23 protein-coding genes and 1 riboswitch are annotated in these 23,274 nt (G+C 42.7%); of the genes, 2 read left to right on the forward strand and 21 right to left on the reverse strand.

What is annotated here, in order from left to right:
* Positions 1-14 precede the first annotated feature (14 nt).
* From def to G344_RS0109725, 8 genes are all read right to left on the reverse strand, one after another.
* A complete protein-coding gene (gene def / locus G344_RS11265) occupies positions 15-545 on the reverse strand; it encodes a peptide deformylase (protein ID WP_051245903.1) in 531 nt (176 codons plus the stop codon).
* Between the two features lie 10 nt (positions 546-555).
* On the reverse strand, positions 556-2,733 hold the full coding sequence (gene priA, locus G344_RS0109695; RefSeq protein WP_028256042.1) for a replication restart helicase PriA: 2,178 nt from the start codon (positions 2,731-2,733) through the stop codon (positions 556-558).
* A 153-nt stretch (positions 2,734-2,886) separates the two neighbouring features.
* Positions 2,887-4,077: a methionine adenosyltransferase gene (gene metK / locus G344_RS0109700; RefSeq protein ID WP_028256043.1), complete on the reverse strand. Its 1,191-nt coding sequence runs from the start codon at positions 4,075-4,077 to the stop codon at positions 2,887-2,889.
* A gap of 52 nt (positions 4,078-4,129) precedes the next feature.
* Positions 4,130-4,230, reverse strand: a riboswitch (SAM riboswitch).
* 98 nt (positions 4,231-4,328) lie between these two features.
* Complete coding sequence (gene coaBC, locus G344_RS0109705) at positions 4,329-5,510, reverse strand: bifunctional phosphopantothenoylcysteine decarboxylase/phosphopantothenate--cysteine ligase CoaBC (RefSeq protein WP_028256044.1); 1,182 nt, start codon at positions 5,508-5,510, stop codon at positions 4,329-4,331.
* A gap of 52 nt (positions 5,511-5,562) precedes the next feature.
* Positions 5,563-5,775 (reverse strand): DNA-directed RNA polymerase subunit omega, encoded by a 213-nt coding sequence (gene rpoZ, locus G344_RS0109710; RefSeq protein WP_028256045.1) that lies wholly within the window; start codon positions 5,773-5,775, stop codon positions 5,563-5,565.
* 35 nt (positions 5,776-5,810) lie between these two features.
* A complete protein-coding gene (gene gmk / locus G344_RS0109715; protein WP_028256046.1) occupies positions 5,811-6,431 on the reverse strand; it encodes a guanylate kinase in 621 nt (206 codons plus the stop codon).
* Between the two features lie 7 nt (positions 6,432-6,438).
* The gene (gene remA, locus G344_RS0109720; protein ID WP_028256047.1) at positions 6,439-6,702 is read right to left on the reverse strand and encodes an extracellular matrix/biofilm regulator RemA; all 264 of its coding nucleotides are present in this window, start codon (positions 6,700-6,702) and stop codon (positions 6,439-6,441) included.
* Between the two features lie 24 nt (positions 6,703-6,726).
* Complete coding sequence (locus tag G344_RS0109725; RefSeq protein ID WP_028256048.1) at positions 6,727-7,605, reverse strand: YicC/YloC family endoribonuclease; 879 nt, start codon at positions 7,603-7,605, stop codon at positions 6,727-6,729.
* Positions 7,606-7,718: 113 nt separating this feature from the next.
* Between G344_RS0109725 and G344_RS0109730 the strand changes: the two genes are divergently transcribed.
* Positions 7,719-9,455: an Rqc2 family fibronectin-binding protein gene (locus G344_RS0109730; RefSeq protein ID WP_028256049.1), complete on the forward strand. Its 1,737-nt coding sequence runs from the start codon at positions 7,719-7,721 to the stop codon at positions 9,453-9,455.
* Between the two features lie 53 nt (positions 9,456-9,508).
* Here G344_RS0109730 and G344_RS0109735 read toward each other — a convergent pair whose 3' ends face one another.
* From G344_RS0109735 to G344_RS11275, 13 genes are all read right to left on the reverse strand, one after another.
* A complete protein-coding gene (locus G344_RS0109735; RefSeq protein WP_028256050.1) occupies positions 9,509-9,967 on the reverse strand; it encodes a hypothetical protein in 459 nt (152 codons plus the stop codon).
* A gap of 20 nt (positions 9,968-9,987) precedes the next feature.
* Complete coding sequence (gene coaD, locus G344_RS0109740) at positions 9,988-10,470, reverse strand: pantetheine-phosphate adenylyltransferase (RefSeq protein ID WP_028256051.1); 483 nt, start codon at positions 10,468-10,470, stop codon at positions 9,988-9,990.
* A gap of 4 nt (positions 10,471-10,474) precedes the next feature.
* Positions 10,475-11,029, reverse strand: coding sequence for a 16S rRNA (guanine(966)-N(2))-methyltransferase RsmD (rsmD, locus tag G344_RS0109745; RefSeq protein ID WP_028256052.1), 555 nt, complete (start codon positions 11,027-11,029; stop codon positions 10,475-10,477).
* A 125-nt stretch (positions 11,030-11,154) separates the two neighbouring features.
* Entirely contained in the window at positions 11,155-12,156 is a 1,002-nt protein-coding gene (locus G344_RS0109750; protein WP_028256053.1) for an NAD(P)H-dependent glycerol-3-phosphate dehydrogenase, read from the reverse strand.
* On the reverse strand, positions 12,153-12,761 hold the full coding sequence (gene plsY / locus G344_RS0109755) for a glycerol-3-phosphate 1-O-acyltransferase PlsY (RefSeq protein WP_028256054.1): 609 nt from the start codon (positions 12,759-12,761) through the stop codon (positions 12,153-12,155). The genes G344_RS0109750 and plsY overlap by 4 nt, the downstream gene beginning before the upstream one ends.
* A complete protein-coding gene (gene der / locus G344_RS0109760; protein WP_028256055.1) occupies positions 12,758-14,092 on the reverse strand; it encodes a ribosome biogenesis GTPase Der in 1,335 nt (444 codons plus the stop codon). The genes plsY and der overlap by 4 nt, the downstream gene beginning before the upstream one ends.
* 156 nt (positions 14,093-14,248) lie before the next feature.
* On the reverse strand, positions 14,249-16,153 hold the full coding sequence (locus G344_RS0109765) for a bifunctional 4-hydroxy-3-methylbut-2-enyl diphosphate reductase/30S ribosomal protein S1 (protein ID WP_028256056.1): 1,905 nt from the start codon (positions 16,151-16,153) through the stop codon (positions 14,249-14,251).
* A 105-nt stretch (positions 16,154-16,258) separates the two neighbouring features.
* Entirely contained in the window at positions 16,259-16,864 is a 606-nt protein-coding gene (locus tag G344_RS0109770; RefSeq protein WP_028256057.1) for a lysophospholipid acyltransferase family protein, read from the reverse strand.
* The gene (cmk, locus tag G344_RS11270) at positions 16,861-17,580 is read right to left on the reverse strand and encodes a (d)CMP kinase (protein ID WP_083963108.1); all 720 of its coding nucleotides are present in this window, start codon (positions 17,578-17,580) and stop codon (positions 16,861-16,863) included. The genes G344_RS0109770 and cmk overlap by 4 nt, the downstream gene beginning before the upstream one ends.
* 38 nt (positions 17,581-17,618) lie before the next feature.
* Positions 17,619-18,869 carry a BaiN/RdsA family NAD(P)/FAD-dependent oxidoreductase gene (locus tag G344_RS0109780; RefSeq protein WP_028256058.1) on the reverse strand — a complete coding sequence of 417 codons (1,251 nt, stop codon included), beginning with the start codon at positions 18,867-18,869 and terminating at the stop codon, positions 17,619-17,621.
* A 6-nt stretch (positions 18,870-18,875) separates the two neighbouring features.
* Positions 18,876-19,604, reverse strand: a complete 729-nt coding sequence (locus G344_RS0109785) for a pseudouridine synthase (protein ID WP_028256059.1) — start codon at positions 19,602-19,604, stop codon at positions 18,876-18,878.
* A 70-nt stretch (positions 19,605-19,674) separates the two neighbouring features.
* Positions 19,675-20,271 (reverse strand): SMC-Scp complex subunit ScpB, encoded by a 597-nt coding sequence (scpB, locus tag G344_RS0109790; protein WP_028256060.1) that lies wholly within the window; start codon positions 20,269-20,271, stop codon positions 19,675-19,677.
* Entirely contained in the window at positions 20,246-21,061 is an 816-nt protein-coding gene (locus G344_RS11275) for a segregation and condensation protein A (RefSeq protein WP_239447808.1), read from the reverse strand. Before G344_RS11275 ends, scpB begins: the two co-directional genes overlap by 26 nt.
* A 314-nt stretch (positions 21,062-21,375) precedes the next feature.
* Here G344_RS11275 and G344_RS0109800 point away from each other — a divergent pair, with 314 nt between their 5' ends.
* Complete coding sequence (locus tag G344_RS0109800) at positions 21,376-23,232, forward strand: phosphoethanolamine transferase (RefSeq protein WP_028256061.1); 1,857 nt, start codon at positions 21,376-21,378, stop codon at positions 23,230-23,232.
* Positions 23,233-23,274 lie beyond the last annotated feature (42 nt).

A 23,274-nucleotide genomic window follows, 5' to 3' on the forward strand; every position in this document is an offset into this window, starting at 1 on the left:
CTTCTCCTTATGACCTATACAGAAGTCGTCATCGATGTTTTTGTTTCCTCAGCTGCCTCGTTGGCCGCTTCCTCTATCTGACTTGCTTGATCTTTTGCCACATATACTTTTTCCAGACGTTCCACGAACAAAATACCATTTAAGTGATCAATTTCATGTTGTAAAATGCGGGCTAAAAATCCTTCAGCTTTAATTTTTTTCTTCTTATTGTGACGGTCAATATAATGTACTTCCACAAAATTATACCGTTTTACATCACCAAAATAACCTGGCACGCTAAGGCATCCTTCTAATCCAATTTGTTCACCGTCAGCTTTTACAATTTCAGGATTAATGAACTCTTGTAAACCGTTACCGTCATCCAATACCAACATTCTCTGTGACACACCTACCTGCGGTGCTGCCAACCCTACACCGTCGGATGCATACATAGTTTCCGCCATATCGTCCAACAGCTGACGAATCTTCTTATTCACAAATTCCACTGGTGTTGCCACCTGCTTTAACACCGGATGTCCTGCTTTAATTACTTCTAATACTGCCATATAACCTCCGTTACATCGGGTCCACATCAATAGCTAACCCATCTTGCGTAAATATCCAAGAATGATAAATATATTTTTTTACATCTGATAAGGTATCTCCGCGTATCATAACCGATATGCGATACAGATTGCGTACTCGATTAACACCTTCTTCGTATGGTCCCAGTACTTCAACATCATTGTCAAACACTTTACTAAGCTCTTCTACAATAGCCGTTGCTATCTGCATTGCTTTATCTTTTTTTTCATGCTGCATACGGAAATGAATCATCTCGCCACACGGTGGATACCCCAACGCTTCACGCGCCTCGATTTCTTCCTTATAAAACCCTTTGTAGTCGTGGGCCTTACTCTTTATTATAGCATAATGCAGTGGATTGTAAGTTTGAATTACCACATGCCCTTCCGATTTTCCGCGACCGGCTCGTCCCGCTGCTTGCGTCAATAAATCAAATGTTCTTTCAGCCGCCGTATAAAGCGGTATATTCAATACAGAATCCGCTGTCAAAATGCCAACAGCCGTAACACCTTCAAAGTCGTGACCTTTAGCTACCATTTGAGTACCTAATAAAATATCATACTCACCAGCAGCAAAACCGTGCAACACATCTTCGCCACGTCCTTTTTTCGCTGCTACATCCTGATCCAGCCTTGCAATGCGTGCCCGGGGAAATCGTTTTGCCAATTCCTCCTCCACTCGCTGCGTGCCGGATCCAAAAAATTTGATTTTCCTGCTACCACATTTAGGACACACCTCAGGTACCGGTGCATGGTATTCACAATAATGACATCGTAAGGCTTCATTTGCCCTATGATATACCAACGATACATCGCAATGCGGACAGTTCACCGGTTCACCGCACTCGCGACACATAACAAAGGTACTGTAACCCCGCCGATTAAGGAGCATAATCATCTGTTCCTTTTTTTCTAATGTGCGTTGAATGAGATCCGTCATAGCATCGGAAAATACAGAGTAGTTTCCATGAAGTAATTCTTCTTTCATATCCACTAACAACACTGTTGGCAACGGCTGATGATGAATACGTTCCGGCAACTCCAACAACGTGTAGATTCCCTTCTTAGCCTTATAATATGAATCTACCGACGGCGTGGCCGATCCTAAAATAACAGGACAGCGGTTGCTTTCTGCGCGCCATAAAGCAACCTGCCGCGCATGATATCTAACCATGTCTTCTTGCTTATATGATCCATCGTGTTCTTCATCAACTACGATAAGGCCGATATCATCAGTCGGTGCAAATACCGCTGAACGTGCGCCGATAATGATATGACTATCCTTACGACGTAATCGCTCCCAATTATTATAGCGCTCGCTGATTGTCAGCTTACTATGAAAAACAACTACTTCATCACCGAAAGCTTCCACAAAACGAGTAACGATTTGATCCGTCAACATAATCTCCGGCACTAAAATAACGGCTATACGATTTTCCGCTATACATGCTGCTGCTGCCTTTATATATACTTGTGTCTTACCGCTACCTGTTACCCCGTGAAGTAAAAACGGACTAAATCTCCGATGAATAATCGCATCATGAACCGGTGCGTACACCTTTTCTTGTGCATTTGTTAACGGTATATCCGGTATTTCTCGAGCATCGTAATTCGTGTACGTGTGTCGATATTTTTCTTCACGTCGCACCCCTCTAAGCTCTGAAACCTGTTTAATGATAGGTAATGAGAATCCTTGCTCTTTAAGCATATCATAGGAGGCACCGCCAACGGACAATAAATACGCCACTGCTTCACGTTGTCTCTTTTTTCGAGCCGGTATGGATTCCACGGTAAGAAATGATTCGGGATATAACCAGGCTACCTTAGGGCGCTCATAGCTTTTTAATTCTTTTTTATCAATAGTAAATAAGCGAAGTGCATCAGGATAGGAGCAAAGATAATAATGGCTGAGCCTTTTGGCGGTAGCCAGCATCTCCGGTGTAAACCAAGGTGTTTTATCGAGTACGGAGAGAATAGGCTTAACCGTAAAATTAAGAGCCACTCTTTCAGGCGCATAACCAACAATAATCCCCTCTTCTTTACCGCGCCCCAATGGTATGACAACCCGCGTCCCAACCGGTACCACGCCAAGTGCATCCGGCACTTCATAAGTAAACGGCTTGTTCAACTGTTTAGCCGGTCTATTGACAATAACTTCTGCTAATCGCACCGTAGCACCTCCTTAGTCACTTCTTTTGATTATACCATTTCCGTTAGTAATTGAAAAATGGATGCCTCACCATTCTCTATATTACAAGAAGGTAAAAGCATCCATTATTACATCTTCACTTAAGGTTTATGAATCAATCCTCAAGCTATCCAATTAAAGTCCTGCTTCCTGACGAAGGATATCCGCTTTGTCAGTTTCTTCCCAAGGAAGATCGATATCGGTACGACCGAAGTGACCGTATGCCGCCGTCTGACGATAAATCGGGCGAAGCAAGTTAAGCATTTCGATAATCCCTGCCGGGCGAAGGTCAAAATGTTTGCGCACCAATTCTCCAATGCGTTCTTCGGAAATTTTACCGGTACCAAACGTTTCTACCATGATGGAAACCGGCTGTGCTACACCGATAGCATAGGCAATCTGAATTTCGCATTTATCTGCCAAACCGGCAGCAACGATATTCTTTGCCACATAACGAGCCGCATAAGCAGCACTACGGTCAACCTTTGTAGGATCCTTACCGGAGAAAGCACCGCCACCGTGACGAGCCATACCGCCATAGGTATCAACAATAATCTTACGACCTGTCAATCCTGCATCCCCCTGCGGTCCGCCAATAACAAAACGTCCCGTCGGGTTAATAAAGAATTTCGTATTTTCATCAACAAAGCTTTCCGGCAATACCGGGGCAATTACATACTTCTTCAAATCTGCTTCAATCTGTTCGCGCGTTACTTCCGGACCGTGCTGCGTAGAAATTACGATTGTTTCAATGCGCTTCGGTACACCGTCAACATATTCAACAGTTACCTGCGTTTTACCATCCGGACGAAGATAATTAAGAGTTCCGTCTTTGCGCACCTTCGTCAACTGACGAGACAAACGATGAGCCAACGCAATCGGCATCGGCATGAATTCTTCGGTTTCATTAGTTGCATAACCGAACATCATACCTTGGTCGCCGGCACCAATTTTATCAAACTTATCCTGACCGCCTTGGCGGGTTTCCAAAGCTTCATCAACACCCATGGCAATATCGGCGGATTGTTCGTCAATAGCTACATTAACGCCGCAAGTATCGCAGTCAAATCCAAATTTAGCGCGAGTATATCCAATTTCACGGATTGTTTCACGAACAATATGATTAATGTCCACATAGCAATTTGTAGAAATTTCACCTACTACATGTACCTGTCCGGTTGTTACCAACGTTTCGCAAGCAACATGCGCAGTCGGATCTTTAGCTAAAATAGCATCCAATACCGCATCGGAAATCTGGTCAGCGATTTTATCAGGATGACCTTCCGTAACGGATTCGGACGTGAAAAATACGTGTTTTTCAGCCATTCATCTTACCTCCAACAAAAAAAATTCCTCATCAATAAGATGAGGAACCTAAACCCCATCTTTCGGCTGTTACCGTCGGAATTAGCACCTTTTCTTCACAGAATGGTTGCTGTAGCTTCATTGGGCCTTTCCCTCCACTACTCTTGATGAGTCATATCATTTCTAATTTAACTGTAGTAACTTTTGTTACCTCGCATATTATACTACAAAAGTATGATTCTGCCAAGGCCACAATGTAATATATCTTTTTACTATAATTCAGCTACGGCTGCAATAATTCGCTTTGCCACATCTTGCTTACTCATAAGTGGCAGATTAGTAATCTGCTCACCGGGATAAATAAATGTAACTTCATTAGTATCCACATTAAAGCCGGCATTTTCCTTACTTACATCATTGGCTACAAGCATATCTAAGTTTTTATTACGCACTTTTGCACGGCCGTATTCGATAACGTCATTAGTTTCTGCTGCAAAACCAATAAGCTTTTGATGCGTTTTCTTCTCTCCCAGCCCCTTTAAGATATCCGGATTTTTTACCAAATCCAAAGACATATGCTCCATCTTTTTTATCTTTTGCTCTGCTGCCTCAGCCACGCGGAAATCCGCCACTGCGGCTGCCATAATAACCGCATCACACTCTTCATATACTGCTTCTACCTGTTGCTGCATATCACAGGCCGACTGAACAGGCACAAACTGCACACCATACGGAACCTCAAGATGAGTCGGCGCCGATACCAAGATTGTACGCGCACCGGCTAACGCAGCCTGTTCGGCAATAGCATATCCCATTTTTCCGCTGGATTTATTGCTAATGAATCGTACCGGATCAATAGCTTCCTGTGTGCCACCGGCTGTTACAACCACAGTTTTCCCTTTTAACAAATCTGTTTTCATAAGATGAAATTGTAACCATTTCACAATATCCACCGGTTCCGGTAATCGACCAATACCACTGGTTCCGCAAGCCAACGATCCGCTGGCAGCTTCTAATATATGGTACCCCAATTGACGCAATGTGTTCATATTGCGTTGCGTAATTGGATTCAAATACATATTTGTATTCATAGCCGGACAAAGAAAGACCGGTGCCTGTGTAGCCATAATTTGCGTAGTTAACATATCGTCCGCAATACCGGAGGCGATTTTACCGATTACATTAGCTGTTGCCGGAGCCACTACATAAGCATCTGCCCATGTAGCCAACGCAATGTGTTCGACATTCCAATCATGAACATCTTCAAACATCTTTACAGCTACCGGATGCCCACTAATCTCGCCGAAGGTCATAGGAGAAACAAATTTAGTAGCATTTTCCGTCATCACTACCTTTACTTCCGCTCCTAACTTACGCAAACGACTTACTACTTCCACAGCTTTATAAGCTGCAATTCCTCCCGATACCCCTACAATAATATGCTTGTTCTTCATCGCCTCTGCTCCTATAGAAAATACCGGTATGATACCGGTATTTATAACGTTCTTATTTAATGCCATCCTTAATGCGGGCAAACCCGATTTTATTTTCTGCGATTTCATGTAACGCTACAGAAACCGGTTTATCGGAATCTACATCATTCACCAGAGCCGGATCGCCATCGGTCAATTCCCGTGCGCGTTTAGCCGCCAATGTAACTAACGTATATTTACTATCCACATGTTTTTCCAAATCCTTTAATAGCGGTTTTACCATCATAACTGCAACACCTCTTCCATAAATTACCTACACGGTTAGTCATTCGTATAATTTTTGTAAATATCCTGAATCTTTTCTTTATTGCGTTTTATCTTACACGTTTCTGCGCGTAAAATAGAGGCCACTTTTTCCACAGCATCCTCTAATACATCATTTACTACAATATAGTCGTAACGGTGCGCTAAAGCTAATTCAGAACTAGCCTTTGACAATCGCTTGTTAATAACATCCGTCGCATCGGTGCCACGATCGCGCAACCGATTCGACAAAATATCCAAGGAAGGCGGAACAATATAGATAAACACAGCATCACTGAAACGATCTTTTACCTGCATTGCACCTTGAATATCAATCTCTAGGATAACACTTTTACCTTCCTCGAGCAACTTCATAACATGACTCTTCGGTGTCCCGTAGTAGTTATCATATACCTGTGCATATTCCAAGAACGCATCCTCTGCGATAAGTTCTTTAAATTCTTCTTTAGTGCGGAAAAAGTAGCTAATACCTTCCTCTTCTCCCACCCGTGGCGCCCGTGTTGTCATTGACACAGAGTACACCAGATTCGGCATCTCCTTGCGAAGCGCCGCACAAATTGTGCCTTTACCCGCTCCGGACGGACCGGAAAGCACGATTAAAATTCCCTTCTCCGTCATTTGCCTATCATCCCTCCACTGTTTCTTCCGTATGCTGCACTACACGATGAGCCACTGTTTCCGGTTGAATAGCAGACAATACAATTTGTCCGCTGTCCATTACTAAAACAGCCCGCGTTTTACGACCGTATGTAGCATCAATAAGAATGCTTTTATCCCGTGCATCCTGTATCATTCTTTTAATCGGTGCCGAGTCAGGACTGATAATAGCCACCAACCGTGAAGCGGACACCATATTACCAAAACCGATATTTAGCAGTTTCGTACCCATACTCCAACTCCTTATCTTTGGGACTTACTCGATATTTTGTATCTGCTCTCGTATCTTCTCAAGTTCACATTTCAATGCTACTACTCTATCCGTAATCGACAGGTCCGCCCCCTTGGAGCCCATCGTATTCACTTCTCGATTCATTTCCTGAATGAGGAAATCCAATTTACGGCCTATCGGTTCCGTATCATTGAGGGTGTTTCTTAATTGTACCACATGAGACCCGAATCGTACAATTTCTTCTGAAATATCTGTTTTATCCGCCATAATGGCTACTTCCTGCAGTATTCTATCCTCATCAACGGTCTTGCCGAGTGCAGATAACATGTCATCCAGTCGTCGGCGCAATCGTTCTTCATACGCCGTTAGCACATCAGTTTTATGACAATCGATGGCCTCAACAATATTTTCCAGCGTCTGTAGACGCGCTTCAATATCAAGGCGCAACGCTTCACCTTCCTTAGCCCTCATTTTTAGCAGATTTGTTATCGCTTCCTCTGCAGCCTTCATGGTCAACATAGCAATCGTATCCGGTGTTATGTCCACCTCTTCCACGGAAAAACATTCATTGCTAACAGCCGTAACAGCCGACAAGGGCACTTCTTGTTCGGATCCATAAAAACCTTCCCGCACCAACGCACGACGAACTTCTTGCACTAATGCGCTGTCCACCGTCAAAGTCCGTCCCTTTGTCCCCGATTTATAAGAAATGCTCACCTCTATCTTACCTCGAGCCAATGATCCCTTCACCATCCGCCGTATCTCATCCTCTACAGCGGTAAATAAGCGAGGAACTTTGCATATGATGTCGCAATACCGAGAATTTACCGATTTCATCTCTATGGTAACATCCAATTGTTCATTAGCAGCGCGGCCACTGCCAAAGCCTGTCATACTATTCATTATCGTATCCTCTCATATAGGTCATTTAATATCAATATTTATTCTAACACTAATAACCACCTAAAAAAAGGTATAAATATGATATACTAGCTAGTATGAAAGGAGAGGATAAAATGAATTTAGACGGATTGACTTTATCCGTATTGGTCAGAGAATTGGCAGCTCATATCGTGAACAGTCAAATTCAACGCCTCTTACAGATAGATAAGACAACATTGCTGTTTCGCTTAAACACGCATAACGGCAATCGTAATTTAATCATAACCGTCGGTGCCAAACCGAGCATATATATGGCCAATCACTTAACAGATATTCCTAAAGAGCCGACCTCACTTTGTATGTTTCTGCGTAAACACATAGAAGGCGCTCGTCTTACGTCCATCGAACAAGTAAATGGTGATCGTATCATCCACATTACGGCTGATAAATTAGCCTTAGACGGTACACTCGTTGCTACCCATATTTACGTAGAACTTATGGGAAAATACTCCAACTGTATTTTCGTCCAAGACGGTGTGGTATTAGAGTCACTCATCCATGTATCACCGGTTATGAACCGTGAACGTACCGTCTCCCCCAAGCAACCTTATGAGTTACCTCCCAACGCGGAGCGAACAAGCATCTTTGATTTTTCCGAAAAAGAAATTAAAGGTATATTACATTCATTTCCGGATGATACAGTCGGCAAAACAATACGAAAACTCTTCAATGGTTTTGGTCCCGTATTACTGCGCGAAGTATGCTACCGTGCCAAAATAAATGAAAAGGATATATGGGGAAACTTGTCCGAAGATTCAATCGATCAATTAGCTACAGCACTATACTCACTGAGATGTGAGTTAGCTACTGCCAACGTACTCTATGAATACACATTGACTTCAGGCAAAAAAATTGCATCACCTATCCCCCTATCCTATCTCACAACCGATGAGTCCGCATCACAAACTGTTCACGACTCACTTTCTTATGCGATAGAGACAGATATAACTGCCTCCGGCTCCATCCATACCGCCGGTCACGATTTAGAACGTTTGCTTACACAAGCTATAAAAAAAGAAGAATTGCGTCACAGTAAAATCGAAGCAGAAGTGTCCGATACCAGTAAAGCAGATACCTATAAAGCCTATGGTGATTTATTGATGATCAATGCCTATCAAGATAGTCATTACGCCGCTTCTATTACCGTTGACAATGTGTTAATCGATCCGGTTGTACCGATTACTATTCCTCTTACACCGGAACTAAGCATCGTTGAAAATGCCCAATCCTACTACAAGTTATATACCAAGTTAAAAAATCGCACTAAGAGTGGTCGGTATCAATTAGAACAAAGCCGTATTCGCATCGACTATTTACAGTCCATTCTTTACAGTTTAGAACTGGCTACAACGAGTAATGAAGTCCAGGCCATCCGCACGGAATGCGAATCAGCAGGGTTAATCAAAAAATCGAAAAAACCTTTACCGTACAAACCGGCGAAAGATAATTTTATACGCATCCATCTCGATGGGGGCGAGCTTATTATCGGTCGTAACAATCAGCAAAATGACTATCTTACTCATCGTTGGGCAAAACCCTTTGACACATGGTTTCATACCTTACATACTCAGGGATCCCATGTCATTTTAAAATGTGATGGAGAACCCACTGAAGAACTCTTGGAGCTAGCCGCTCGTTACGCTGCTTACTTCAGTAAAGCCAGAGAGTCTTCCAAGGTGCCGGTTGACTATACGTTAGTAAAATATATTAAAAAGCCACCTGCCTCTCCTCCGGGATTTGTTATTTATACACATCAAAAAACATTATATGTAGACCCGCTCATTCCTCAGGAAGACGTTATACAACAATAATAAAAGGCCCGTTGCACTACGAATCATAGTACAACGGGCCTTTCATTATTAATTTATTGCTGCTCACGGCCGGACTGTTTTAAGTTTTCCTGTTCCTGACGAAGGCTTTCCAATACCTTTTCTAAATTATTTTCTAAGAACTTAAGAACATCCGACGCATACTGCAAAGAACTATTCTTTAATTCCTTAGAAGACTGATTAGCTAATGTAATCGTCTGGTTAGCATATTCTTGCGCCTGTTTAGCCAACTCACTTTCTTCTGTCAGCTTAGCAATATATTCTTTTGCCTGTGCAATCAGCGTGTCAGCTTGACGCTGGGCTTCCGCCATAATCTTGTCCTTTTCGGCTACCACGCGGCGAGATTCTTCCAGCTCCAACGGTAGGGATTCGTTGATAGAGTCAAGAATGCGCATGATATCTTCTTCTTCAATTACACGCTTGGTCGTCATCGGAATGCGACCACTATTTTCAATTAAGTTTTCCAAATCTTCTAACAGCTTTTCCGTTTTCATTCTTTCCACTCCTAGTGTCATCATTTACCGTTAAATTTTGCTTCCAAAGCTTCCTTTACCACAGGCGGTACTAAGCCTGTCAGCTTGCCGTTAAACTTCGCCAACTCGCGAATACCTGTTGAGCTGACAAAAGAATATTTATTATTTGTCATAATAAATATAGTTTCTATGTTATCATCCAAAAATTTAGAGAACAACGCACGCTGGAACTCATATTCAAAATCGCTAAGCGCGCGAAGACCGCGAATAATAATATGGCTATCCTTGGATTTTACATATTCGTTTAATAATCCACCGGCACAATCTACTTCGATATTCGGGATATGTGTTACCGACGCTTCAATCAGTGCCACTCGCTCTTCCATCGTAAATAGCGAATGCTTATTGGGATTATCCAATACAGCTACCACCAATTTATCCACCAATTTGCTAGCACGTTCAAAAATATCAACATGCCCGTTAGTCACGGGATCAAAACTCCCCGGGCAAACGCCTATGCGCACAGTATTAACTCCTTTCAAGCTCATCACGCCTAATATAGGTTACCCTGGTATACCCAAAACGCTGTTCGCGTACAATCTGCCAACCTTTGGGTAACACCGGTTCTTCCTTTTCGTGGCGCTCAATGACGAGCATTCCATCGTTTTTTAACAAATCCGTTGCTATTACAGCATCCAATGTCTGTTGAACAAATCCCTTTTCGTAAGGCGGATCTGCGAATATATAATCAAAATTACGGCCTTGCAAGCGTTTGACAGCTAGCATTAGCGGATGCGACCATACCTCTACACGATCTTCTAGGTGACAGTGTACGGCGTTCTCCTTAATCAGCTTCGCCGTCGCTACATCAACGCAGACAGCACTGCGCGCACCGCGACTTAACGCTTCCAATGCCAATGCCCCGGTACCAGAAAAAAAATCTAATACCGTAGCATTAAAAAGGCCGTAGTTAGACAATATATTAAACATACTCTCACGCACTCTATCCTGGGTTGGACGTGTCGCGTGGCCCTTAGGAGCTTTTATTGTATGCCCCTTGGCTGTTCCGGCAATAATTCTCATATATCCTCTTTATGACTACATTCCTTCTACTAGTATAGTATATAATTCATTAAAATAAAAGTAGGCTTACATTATTTCTAATGCTTTCTTCATAAAATACAATAGCACGAAGTATAATCATCATACTATATATTCATTTCATCCTTCAAATCCCGCGCCATGAGACTCCACAATGCTTCGGACGGTGCCTTTTGATGATACAACACATCGTAAAGAGAGGAAGTAATCGGTAGTTCTACGCCCAACTGTTCGGCTTTCTCGTACACGGCAGCAACTGCAAAAAATCCTTCCACTACCATATTGGTATGCGTCACAATATCATCCATTGTCATACCATCTGCTAATTTTTGTCCGGCCGCTCGATTACGACTGTGTTTACTCATACAAGTGGCTATTAAGTCACCCATTCCCGCCAATCCGGCATAGGTTTCTCGGCGAGCTCCCATAGCAATGCCTAACTTCGTCATCTCATGAAGTCCTCTTGTCAAAAGCGCAGCCTTTGCATTATCGCCCAACTTCATACCATCGGCAATGCCTGTTGCTAAAGCAATAATATTCTTTGTCGTTGCTGCCAGTTCCACGCCGGTCATGTCTTCATTAACATAGACACGGAATGTGCCGGAATTCAATACTCGTTGGACTACTTCTGCTGTAGCCAGCCGTCTTGCTGCAACCACTGTAGCCGCCGGTAAATTGCGGCCAACTTCTTCCGCATGATTTGGTCCCGATAGAATAGCAATATTATCAGTAACCTTATCTAATATCTCATCAGCCACCTGCGACAAACGTTTCCCTGTTTCGCGCTCAATACCTTTAGAGCACAATACTACTGTCGCCGATTCTCGAATATAAGTGACGATTTCCATCAAAGTACTCCTCACATATACGGAAGGAGTAACAATCAAAATGACATCTGCCAAGTTAACAGCTTGTCTGCAATTATCACTAATTTTTAAAGTAGGCGGTAAGGTAACACCTGCTAAGTACTCTCGATTTTCGCGGTAGCGGAGCATAGCCGTCGCATGTTCCGGGCGTCGACAATATAATATAGTATCGTTACCAGCCTGCAGGGATTTCAAGGCCAGTGCTGTTCCCCAGCTACCGGCTCCGATAACAGTCACTTTCATTTTGTGTCACCACTCTTTGTACGTACTACCTTTAATTCCTTGCCTTGCAGAAGTCGAACGATATTTTCCCGATGACGTACAATAACGAACAGTGCTGCCACAGCACCAAAGACAATATACCACAAGGGTGCATTAAATGCCCACATCAGAATTGGCACCAATGCTGCTGCTACTATGGATCCCAAAGACACTAACTTTGTAAAATAAACGATAATGGCCCAGACGGCAAAACACATAGCCGAAACAGTCGGAACAAGAAAAATCAATACTCCTAGACCAGTAGCTACGCCGCGACCACCTTTAAACCCTAAAAACAGAGACCAGTTATGACCGACCATGGCAAGAATACCACCAATAAGCATATTTTCTGGTATCGGTCCCATAAGCCAAACACCGAGCATTCCTTTTGCTGCGTCACAAATAAATACAGGGAGCGCTGCTTTCAGGCCCAACACGCGATACGTATTAGTAGCGCCTATATTTTTACTACCGTAAAGTCGTACATCAGTATTAAAAAATAGTTTACCGATTAGCAGCCCACTGGGAATACTTCCAACCACATAAGCCAATACTGCTGTCAACCACGGAGAAAATACGTCCGTCATTCGTCGTCATTTCCTTTCTTACCGCGTAAAATCAGTCGTATCGGCGTTCCTTCAAATCCAAACGATTCCCGAAGGCGATTTTCTAAGAAACGCATATACGAAAAATGTATTAACTCCGGTTCATTGACGAAAAGAATAAATGTAGGCGGTTTTACGCTAGCCTGTGTCATATAATAAATTTTAGGCACACGCCCATTTCTTGACGGTACCGGATTAACTGACTGTGCATCAGATAATACTTGATTAAGAACACTGGTAGAAATACGCATATGTTGCTGTTCAGATACAAATTTAATCATATCCGCTAGTCGGTGAATACGCTGTTTTGTTAATGCAGAAGCAAACAAAATAGGGGCATACTGGAGGAAGCCCATTTCATCATAAATATCTTCGGTAAACTTGTTGGTTGTCTTGTCATCCTTTTCGATAAGGTCCCATTTGTTTACTACAATAATCATGCCCTTACCGGCCTCATGCGCATAACCGGCAATTTTTTTATCCTGCTCAGTTACACCATCCGTAGCATCCAAAACCAAGACAACTACATCGGCGCGGTCAACCGACCGAAGCGAGCGTACAATACTATATCGTTCTACGGGAGCATCAATCTTTGCCTTACGTCGCATACCTGCCGTATCAATCAGCACAAACTTCTGATCGCCATGTGTCCAATGCGTGTCAATAGAATCACGAGTTGTTCCGGCCACATCGCTGACAATCACTCGCTCCTGACCCAACAATGCATTGGTCAAAGATGACTTGCCCACATTAGGACGCCCAATCAATGCCACATGAATGGTATCTTCTTCACTCTCGCTAGTCCCGGCATCGGGAAAATTTTTAACCACATCATCTAACAAATCACCAAGGTTCATTAGATTTTTTGCCGAGATTCCGATAGGATCACCAATACCTAGGTTATAAAATTCATAAATATTGGCTTCCTGTGCCTGGCTATCAATTTTATTAACCACCAAAATAACTGGCTTACCACTACTGCGCAGTATATTAGCCACTTCCTCATCAGCCGGTACGATACCTGTCTTACCATCTACAACAAATAAAATAACATCTGCTTCTTCAATAGCAAGCTGTGCCTGCAAACGCATCATCTTTGGAATAACATGACTGCCAGCAGTTACAAATTCAATCCCGCCTGTATCAATCATGGTGAATTCTTTATTTAGCCACTCTGCATCGAAATAAATACGATCGCGAGTAACGCCAGGAATATCTTCCACAATGGAAATTCTCTTATTTACAATCGCATTAAACAGTGTCGACTTTCCTACATTTGGACGACCGACAACTGCCACTAACGGTTTTGCCATGCTCCTCACCTCAAATACTCATATATTAACTATTTCATTGTACCATATTTCACTTTATTCAATAAAGAAAAAAGACCAACCGATTTATACGGCTAGCCTTTTCAAAAGAAAGGGAGACACGGCAACGTCTCATTGCCACATCTCCCACTTAGTATCTTATTCTGCGTCTTCAGAGGAAGCTACAGGTTCCATAAGCTCAGTCAAAGCCAAACCTAATTTCTTTTCGTCTTTGCTGAAGGAAATTACTTTAACTTCTACTTCCTGACCACGGTTGAGGTAATCTTCCACTTTAGCATTTCTCTGTTTAGTAATCTGAGAAATATGAAGCAGACCCTGGATATCGTCGTTAACGGCAACAAATGCACCATAAGCTACCAAACGAACAACTTTACCGGTCAAAACATCGCCAACGCTAATAGTTTCTTCGGCCAAATCCCATGGGCTCTTTGTCAAAGCCTTTAAGGACAAGGAAAGTTTGTGGCTTTCCGGATCGAAGGACTGCAATTTAACTTCGATTTCCTGACCTACGGAAAGTACATCTTCTACCTTTTTAATCTTATGCCAGGAAATGTCGGAAATATGAAGCAAACCTTCAATGCCTCCGATATCAACGAAAGCACCGTACGGCATAATCTTACGAACCACACCTTTGTAGTTTTCACCAACAGCAATTTTCTTCAAGGCTTCTTCTAATTTAGCCTGACGTTCTACTTCAAGTACAGCACGACGAGAAAGAACTAAGCGGTTTTTCTTTTCATCGATTTCAAGTACTTTAGCTTCAAATTCGGTACCTACCAAATTTTCAAGAGATTTTACGAAGTATACGTCACCTTGGGACAACGGAATGAAGCCGCGCAAGGAATTTACAGTTACTACAAGACCTGCCGGAATTGCATCAATACCTTTACAAATGATTGGCTGATCTTTTTCCTGAGCTTCGATAACATACTGCCAATCTTCGTCCTTAGCTAAACGAGTCACAGAAAGATATACCGGGTTATCTTCTTTAATATGGTTCATAATAACCGCTTTAATCTGGTCACCTTCCTTAAGAACATCTTTTGCGGAAGCCGGTGCCGGATATGCGATTTCCGTACGATTCAAGATTGCTTCCGTTTTATAACCGAAAGAAACCCATGCACGTTCATCTTCTACCTGTGCAACAGTACCTTCTACTACAGATCCTTTCTTAAGATCTTCGTCCCAGTTTGCTTGTGCAGTTAATAATTCTTCAAATTCATTCATTGTCTCAATGACCTCCTTAATTATCCAGTCGGGTGTCGATGCACCGGCTGTAACCCCTACTGTTTGGACCCCTTGGAACCAGGCCACTTCTAATTCAGCAGCGGTCTCTATGTGATATGTGGTACAGCCTACATCTCGGCAAACTTCCGCCAGCCGATTTGTATTGCCACTATTTTTACCACCTATCACAATCATAAGGTTTACTTCTTTCGCAAGTTCTACAGCCGAGTTTTGACGCTCCTGCGTAGCCGTGCAAATAGTTTTGAAAACCTTTAGATTCTTAGTTTTTTTCTCTAATATACCTATTATACTTTGAAACTTAAATTGTGAAAAGGTCGTCTGTACAACTACCCCCATATTTTCCACGAAAGGAATAATTTCGGCGTCTTTTTCAGATTCAACGATTATTCCTTTATTTCCAGCCCATAAATTAATGCTAATTACCTCTGGATGCTTTTTTTCGCCCAAAATAACCAACGTCATATTATCATCCACAACAGACTTAGCATCTTGCTGTGCTTTTTTTACATGAGGACAAGTAGCATCGACTACATCTAAGCCTTTATCTTTTGCTTCTTTATAAATAGCAGGCCCTACCCCATGGGAACGAATAATTACTTGTCCATCCGGAATTTCCTCCAGACTGTTAACGGCACGCACTCCGTCATCGGCTAAGGACTGTACTACCTGCGGATTATGAATAATCGGTCCCAATGTATAACTGGTAAAATCATTCTCTGCTGTTTTCTGTGCCATAGCCACCGCGCGCTTAACACCATAGCAAAAACCACAATTCTCTGCAATGCGAATTTCCATTGCCATCCTCCTTTAATCTATATATGATGCCCACAACCGTTTATGTATGCTACTACAATAAAACGATTGCAGCAATAAAGCAACAGTATTGCTACACATATAGTATCATGAATCGGTCCTTGCATGATAGTCCGCAATCATAGTTTCTATTGATTCTTTTACTTTAGCATTTAATGCATCAATAGCTTCCTGTGTCGGTTTAGCTTTTTCTACTTCTATTACATCACCAATAATAATGGCAATTTTTCCCCGTTTCATCTCACGTGTGCCAATAACTGCTACAGGGACTACCGGTACGGCAGTACGCAAAGCCATAGAAGCTACACCATCATGAAAGCGTCCCAGCTTTCCCGGTTTTTGGCGACTGCCTTCAGGAAAAATTCCCAATACCCACCTCTTTTTCAAGAGGTTCATAGCATGACGAATAGCAATTTTATCGACTCCGCCTCTACGCACCGGAAATGCTCCCAACCATTGAATTACAGTACGCAAAAATGGATTACGGAAAAGTTCCTCTTTGGCCATAAAATGGACAGCTCGAGGTAATGCATAGCCTATGACCGGTGGATCGTTATTACTTAAATGATTGGGTGCTACAATGAGAGGACCTTCCATAGGAAATTTTTCACGCCCTTCCACATGGACATTGAATCCCCAACCGTAGATTACTTTGAACGCAGTACGCCATATACATTCTACTACCGGATTCATTTTTCATCCCCCTTTACCTGTATTGCCTCTTCAGCCAGCAAAGCAGACTTATCAATGATAAGCTTCATAATGTGCTCCACCGTATTGTCAAAGCTCATATTACTGGAATCCACCACTACTGCCTCAGGTACACATATAAGCGGTGATTCCTTACGGGTAGTATCCATCAAATCCCGTTCTTTTACGCTACGCTTAATATCTTCTAATGAAACCTCTTCAATATCCTTCACTTCCAACCACCGACGGTGCGCCCTGGCATCAACAGAAGCCGTTAAATATATTTTAAGTTCTGCATCAGGCAAGACAACCGAACCTATATCTCGGCCATCCAAAATGACACCGCCGCAACGTGCCATCTGTCGTTGCTTTTCTACCAGAAATTCACGCACCGATTTATAAGATGCTACTTGAGAAACATGTCCCGTCACAGCCTGTGACCGAATATCTGCTGTAATCTCACGATTGTTAACATATACGCGAAAGCTGTCTTTTGTCGGCTCTAAGCGAAGATCTATCGATGGCAATAACGCCGTTACCTTTATTTCGTCCTTTACGTCCACGCCGGCATGTAATGCAGCCCAAGTGATTGCCCGATACATGGCTCCCGTATCAATATATAAATAGCCTAACCTTTGAGCCACTAATTTTGAAATACTGCTTTTACCCGCACCGGCCGGCCCATCAACGGCCACCGCAATTTTTCGTATACTGCTCATGTATGTCACTCCTTGTACGTTCTGTTTCATAGATCATATCACTCGGCATCATTACCATGCGCCGCATGCATCGCCGCCACATAGCCGGTAGAAAATGCCGCTTGCAGATTATAACCACCGGTAAAGGCATCAATATCAAGTACTTCACCTGCCGCATATAGACCTTTAATTTTCTTTGACTCCATGGTTTTAGGTGAAAATTCCTTCACCGATATGCCTCCAGCCGTTACGATAGCCTCCGCTACCGGACGCGTTCCCTTCACAGTCAACTGTAAATCGCGTAATGTGTGAACCAATCGCTGCCGCTCTTCTCGACTGATTTGATTAATCACTTTATCCGCCTGTAAATCTGCCTCGGCAATTACTCTACCGATAAGGCGTTGCGGCAAAATATCTTTCAAACCGTTGGCCAATTGCTTTTTGGAGTATGTCGTAAAGTCACGTTGCACACGCTTATCCAACACCTCTTCCGTAAGTGCCGGCTTTAAATTAATCGACAATGTAATAGGTCTTGCCTTTTTACGTAATAATTTGGAAACCGTATGGCTCAAAGATAAAACAATCGGTCCCGTGACCCCAAAATGCGTAAACATCATCTCACCAAATTGCTTTGCTTGTAGCTTTCCTTTGGCATATACCGACAATTCAACATTGCGCAGGCTTAGCCCCATAAGCTCCTTCACCCACGGCTCCTCAACCTCTAGCGGGATTAAGGACGGTCTTAATTCTGTTACCCTGAGCCCCAATGCTTCTGCTATCTTATGCCCATCACCGGTAGAGCCCGTCAAAGGATAAGATACGCCGCCGGTCGCCAAAATAACAGCATCACAGTAATACGTCTCCTTATCAGTTACTACTGCTTTTATTCGATCTTCTTCCACGAGAATATTGGTGACCGCCTCATTAAGATGGAGTGTGCCACCATAGTTCTTAAAAACTCGACGAAACATATCGCGCACTTCCAGGGCCGAATCGGATACGGGGAATACGCGCCCGCCGCGTTCCTCCTTAACGGCCAGCTTCCACTCTGTCAACAAAGCCAATAAATCCGTATTATTAAATTGCCCATATGCACTGTAAAGAAAACGACCATTTCCCGGAGTATGTGCAATTAATTCATCTACACTACAGGTATTCGTTATGTTGCATCGCCCTTTTCCGGTAATGCCCATTTTCTTACCTACCATATTCATTTTTTCTAGGAGCAATACTTTAGCCCCTTCGCGAGCCGCAATAGTTCCTGCCATCAATCCTGCTGCTCCGGCCCCAATAACTATAATACGTCGCATCATAGATTATTCCTCCGTCTGCTGTTTCAGCTGTCGCACCTCATCATCCGTCAACGAACGATAGGCACCGCGCTTTACCCCAGACAAATTGAGGCCACCGTAACTGATGCGCTTCAAATTCTGAATACGATATCCGAAGTGTTCAAACATGCGCCGTACTTGACGATTTCTACCCTCGTGAATTGTTATATCAATCGTCGTTAAACCTGTTTTTGCATCAAAACCATAATCTATTAATTCAGCAGGAGAGGTTATCCCATCCTCCAATGCGACACCTTCGCTAATCGTTGTTAAATGGTCATCGTTAACACGTCCCTTTAAGCGCACTTCGTACGTCTTCTTCACACCCGCCGATGGGTGAGAGAGCATCTGTGCCAAGGCACCGTCATTTGTCAGCAGTAAAAGGCCCTCCGTATTATAGTCCAATCGCCCTACCGGATATACCCGTTCGTCAACACCCTTTAGATAGTCCATGACTGTCGTTCTTCCTTCCGGATCGCTGACAGAAGTAATAACGCCTTTCGGTTTATTGAGTAAAAAATATAATGGTTTAGGCGGATGTATTAGCTTCCCCTCTACCTTTACACGATCAATGTCCGGATTAATTTTAGTGCCCAACTCCGTAACATAACGACCATTTACCTGTACAACACCTTTTGTAATAAGCTCTTCTGCTTTACGACGGGATGTATAACCGCATCGTGCAATATATTTTTGCAATCGTTCTTTTTCCATGTATAAGTCCTTTCTCTTATGAATACGTATTTCTTTATTCGTTAACGAGTTCTTCCTCTATCATTTATAGTTATTCTGCTGTAAATTCGGCTTCTTCCGTATTCGCAGATTCTTTCGCATCCTCTTTTGTCTCTGTCGATGATACTTCGCTTAGTTCCAAGCTTTCCTGAATACGAATTTCCCGTTGCAATGTATCTATGGAAGAAATACCGACACTACGCAAAAAAGTATCCGTCGTACCGAACAAAACAGGACGTCCAACAGTATCCTTGCGTCCTAGCTCAGCTATTAAATCACGATTTAACAACTGTTTCAATACTTTTTCACTATTGACACCGCGAATTTCTTCTATTTCAGCCTTAGTAACCGGCTGTTTAAAAGCTACGACTGCCAATGTTTCCATAGCTGCGGCCGATAGCTTGTCCTCCCGCTGTCGAATACGACTTACATAGCGTCCCGTCTCTGGAGCCGTGACGAGCTCAATGCCGGCACCACTACGTCTAATGCGAATCCCACGGGCTTCCTGCACAAGCGCCTTCTCATACTGCGATAATGCCACTTCCATAGTTTGCGGCGTTACTGAAAACACCTCTGCCAATACATCCAGCGGCATCGGCTTGGCCGCTGAAAATAAAACGGCTTCAATATCCGATTGTGTCATCCGCATCACCCCCTCGTATCACTTCACTGCCTGTTCCTCGTATTAACCAAACATCACGCTCAGCATAAACATCTTCTGTTCCCAACTTCTGTTTATTTTCGTCAATAAGCAGAACCTGCCTCTTAAGTAATTCTAACACAGCAATAAAGGTCACTACCTTTTCCTCGCGGTACAGTGAGGAGTGCATTAATGTATAAAAGCTGAGACGCCCTTCACGGTGCAAACGATGAAGTAGGCTGCGAATGGTCTCTTCTATACTGAACGTTTCTCGCACTACCTGTACTATCGGTGTTGATATAACCGATTTGTGTTCTCTAGCCATACTGGCCCTAAAAATTTTATACAACTCGCTTAACTCAAATCGGTATACCCTTTCTCGGCCCCATTGGCTTAGCGCCTCAACGCGCGGAAAAAGCATATCGCTCTCATCGGATTTTGCCTGAAGTACCGTCGTCAACTCTTTAATCTGTTTGTATTCTAATAGCCGCGTTACCAATTCGTCTCGTGGATCCTCATCCTCTCCATCGGATAGTATTGTCGTACGTGGTAACAACATCCGTGATTTTATATGCAACAATGTCGCCGCCATGACAAGGAACTCACTACTGTAATGAATATCAAACTGCTGCCATTGCTCCAGCTGCTCCATATATTGCGATGTAATATCCACTATTGGGATGTCATAAATATCAATTTTATGTTTTTCAATTAAGTGTAGCAACAAGTCAAGCGGCCCTTCAAAAACAGCCAGCTTATACTCGTACTGCATCTCCTCCGCTTTCACTATCATACTCATTATAAAAAGCGGTGCTCTTCATGCATCCGCTTCTCCCTTTCCAAAGATTCAAATGCCTCTTCGGCCTCATCCTATTGTACTGTATATACGCATTTATTATACAGAAATATCTCCTAAAAAACCAGTATTCACTTCCATCTGCTGAATTTTTGTCACTCCACGGCAAATCTTAGAAGTAAAGCTATTTTATATTGTATTTTTTGTCTCCTTCTGCTATCTTTAGTAAGGATATACTATTATCTAGTCATTGTAATCACAGTTACATAATTATAAATAATACATGCAGGCATGCATGCTAAAGAGAGGAACTCTTCATGAAACACACACTACTATCCATGTACAACAGGTTCCGTTGGCCGTACTTACTAACGACACTTGTCATCTACATCATTTTACAGCTTACATATGAACCCATTACTCTGGGCTTTGACCTTGAAGACATAACTACCCTGGCCTTACCGCTATTGATTGGACTAATAGGGCTACAGCTTATAATTAAAGCTCCACTATATCGTAAAATATACGGAGGTCATGGTTTAGTAGGCGTTGCTTGGGCTTTTACTTTTCCCTTGCTCTTCCATTGGTCTTACAGTAAGCCTTTTTATTTTTACGAATTTGCCGGTGACTTTCTCTTTGCCTTAACCGCCTTTATCAGTCTGACATTACTGCAATACGGCCTGGCCCGGATTGGACGCTTTCTTCGCTTATCATCAATATGCTTTGCACTCATTGATTGGCTACTGCTTTTAATCCCTTTGGGACAGATTGGGTATTATGTATCTACATGGCATTGCCTGACACCGGCTACATTAATGGCCCTCTATCAAACAAATCCGGAGGAAGCTTTCGGTTTCTTAAAAAGCGCCGCCGGCATTCCCGGACTTATAGGCATTGTCATTGGTCTCGCTCTTTTATTTTTGTACCTTTACCACGTGAATTACTGCTTAGCTCGCTTTGCTGCTAACCCTATTAGTTCAGAGACAACCTATAACGATACTCTATCTTCCAAGACATCGGTTCTTTGGCGCTGGCTACTTACAGTAATCATTAGCATATATGCTTTTGGTTTCCTTTTACCCGGTACCTGTATTCTTCGTAACTGGAGCGATGTTACCAAATACATGCACGAGCTTCAGCAGTACAATACTCTGCATCATGATGTATTCGATTCCTTACAGATAAATGAAAAAACAACAGCAGCCCAACGAATTCCAGGAACAATCATCCTAGTTATCGGGGAGTCGGCTTCACGCAACTATATGAAAGTGTATAATCCCGACTTTCCTTACGAAGATACACCATGGCAGTCAGAAGAAGCTTCTAATCCAAACTTTATCTTTTTCAACCATGCTTATTCCTCTTACGTACAAACAGTACCAACTTTAGAGCGTGCCTTAACAGAACGCAATCAATATGACGATGCGCCCTTCCTTCAATCCGCCAATATTATGGATGTCGCTAAAAAAGCCGGCTACACTACCTATTGGCTAAGTAACCAAGGCGTATATGGGGAATATGATACGGCAATTTCCTTAATCGCCAAAACATCCGACCATACAAAATGGGCTCATGAATCCTATATGTTCTCTGATAAATACGATGGCGTGTTATTGCCTTTATTACAAGAAGTACCTAAGGATACACCAAACTTTATCGTAATTCACATTATGGGCAGTCACATTTATTACAACGATCGTTATCCTCATGAATTTAGCAAATGGAAAGTCGGCGAAGTGCCGAAGGGGATGGAAGCGTATGCTAACAGCCAACTTTATACGGACTGGGTATTAAAATCAATTTATAACTATGCTAAGGAACATCTGAATTTACAAGCTATGATTTACTTCTCCGACCACGGAGAAAGCTTGCATTTATCACACAACCCTGATATCTTTGATTTTGACATGGCACGAATTCCATTCTGGATTTACCTGTCACCACAGTATCAAGCTGCCTACCCGGCAACAGCACAACTCTTACGTCAACGTGAACATCAATATTTTACTAACGATTTATTGTATGATACCGTGTCCGGACTCTTACAAGCACCATCGAATCGTTATGATGCACATCGCGATCTGAGTAATCCGGCTTACAAATATAACAAAAATAATTTAACTACTTTACTCGGCCAACAACCTTTGACTAACGATCCGGAAGTTGACAAGTAGATTAAAATAATTGCAAAAAGGTCTCGCAACGAAGAACTCTCT

The organism is Veillonella magna DSM 19857 (assembly GCF_000428745.1).
Taxonomy (GTDB): domain Bacteria; phylum Bacillota; class Negativicutes; order Veillonellales; family Veillonellaceae; genus Veillonella_A; species Veillonella_A magna.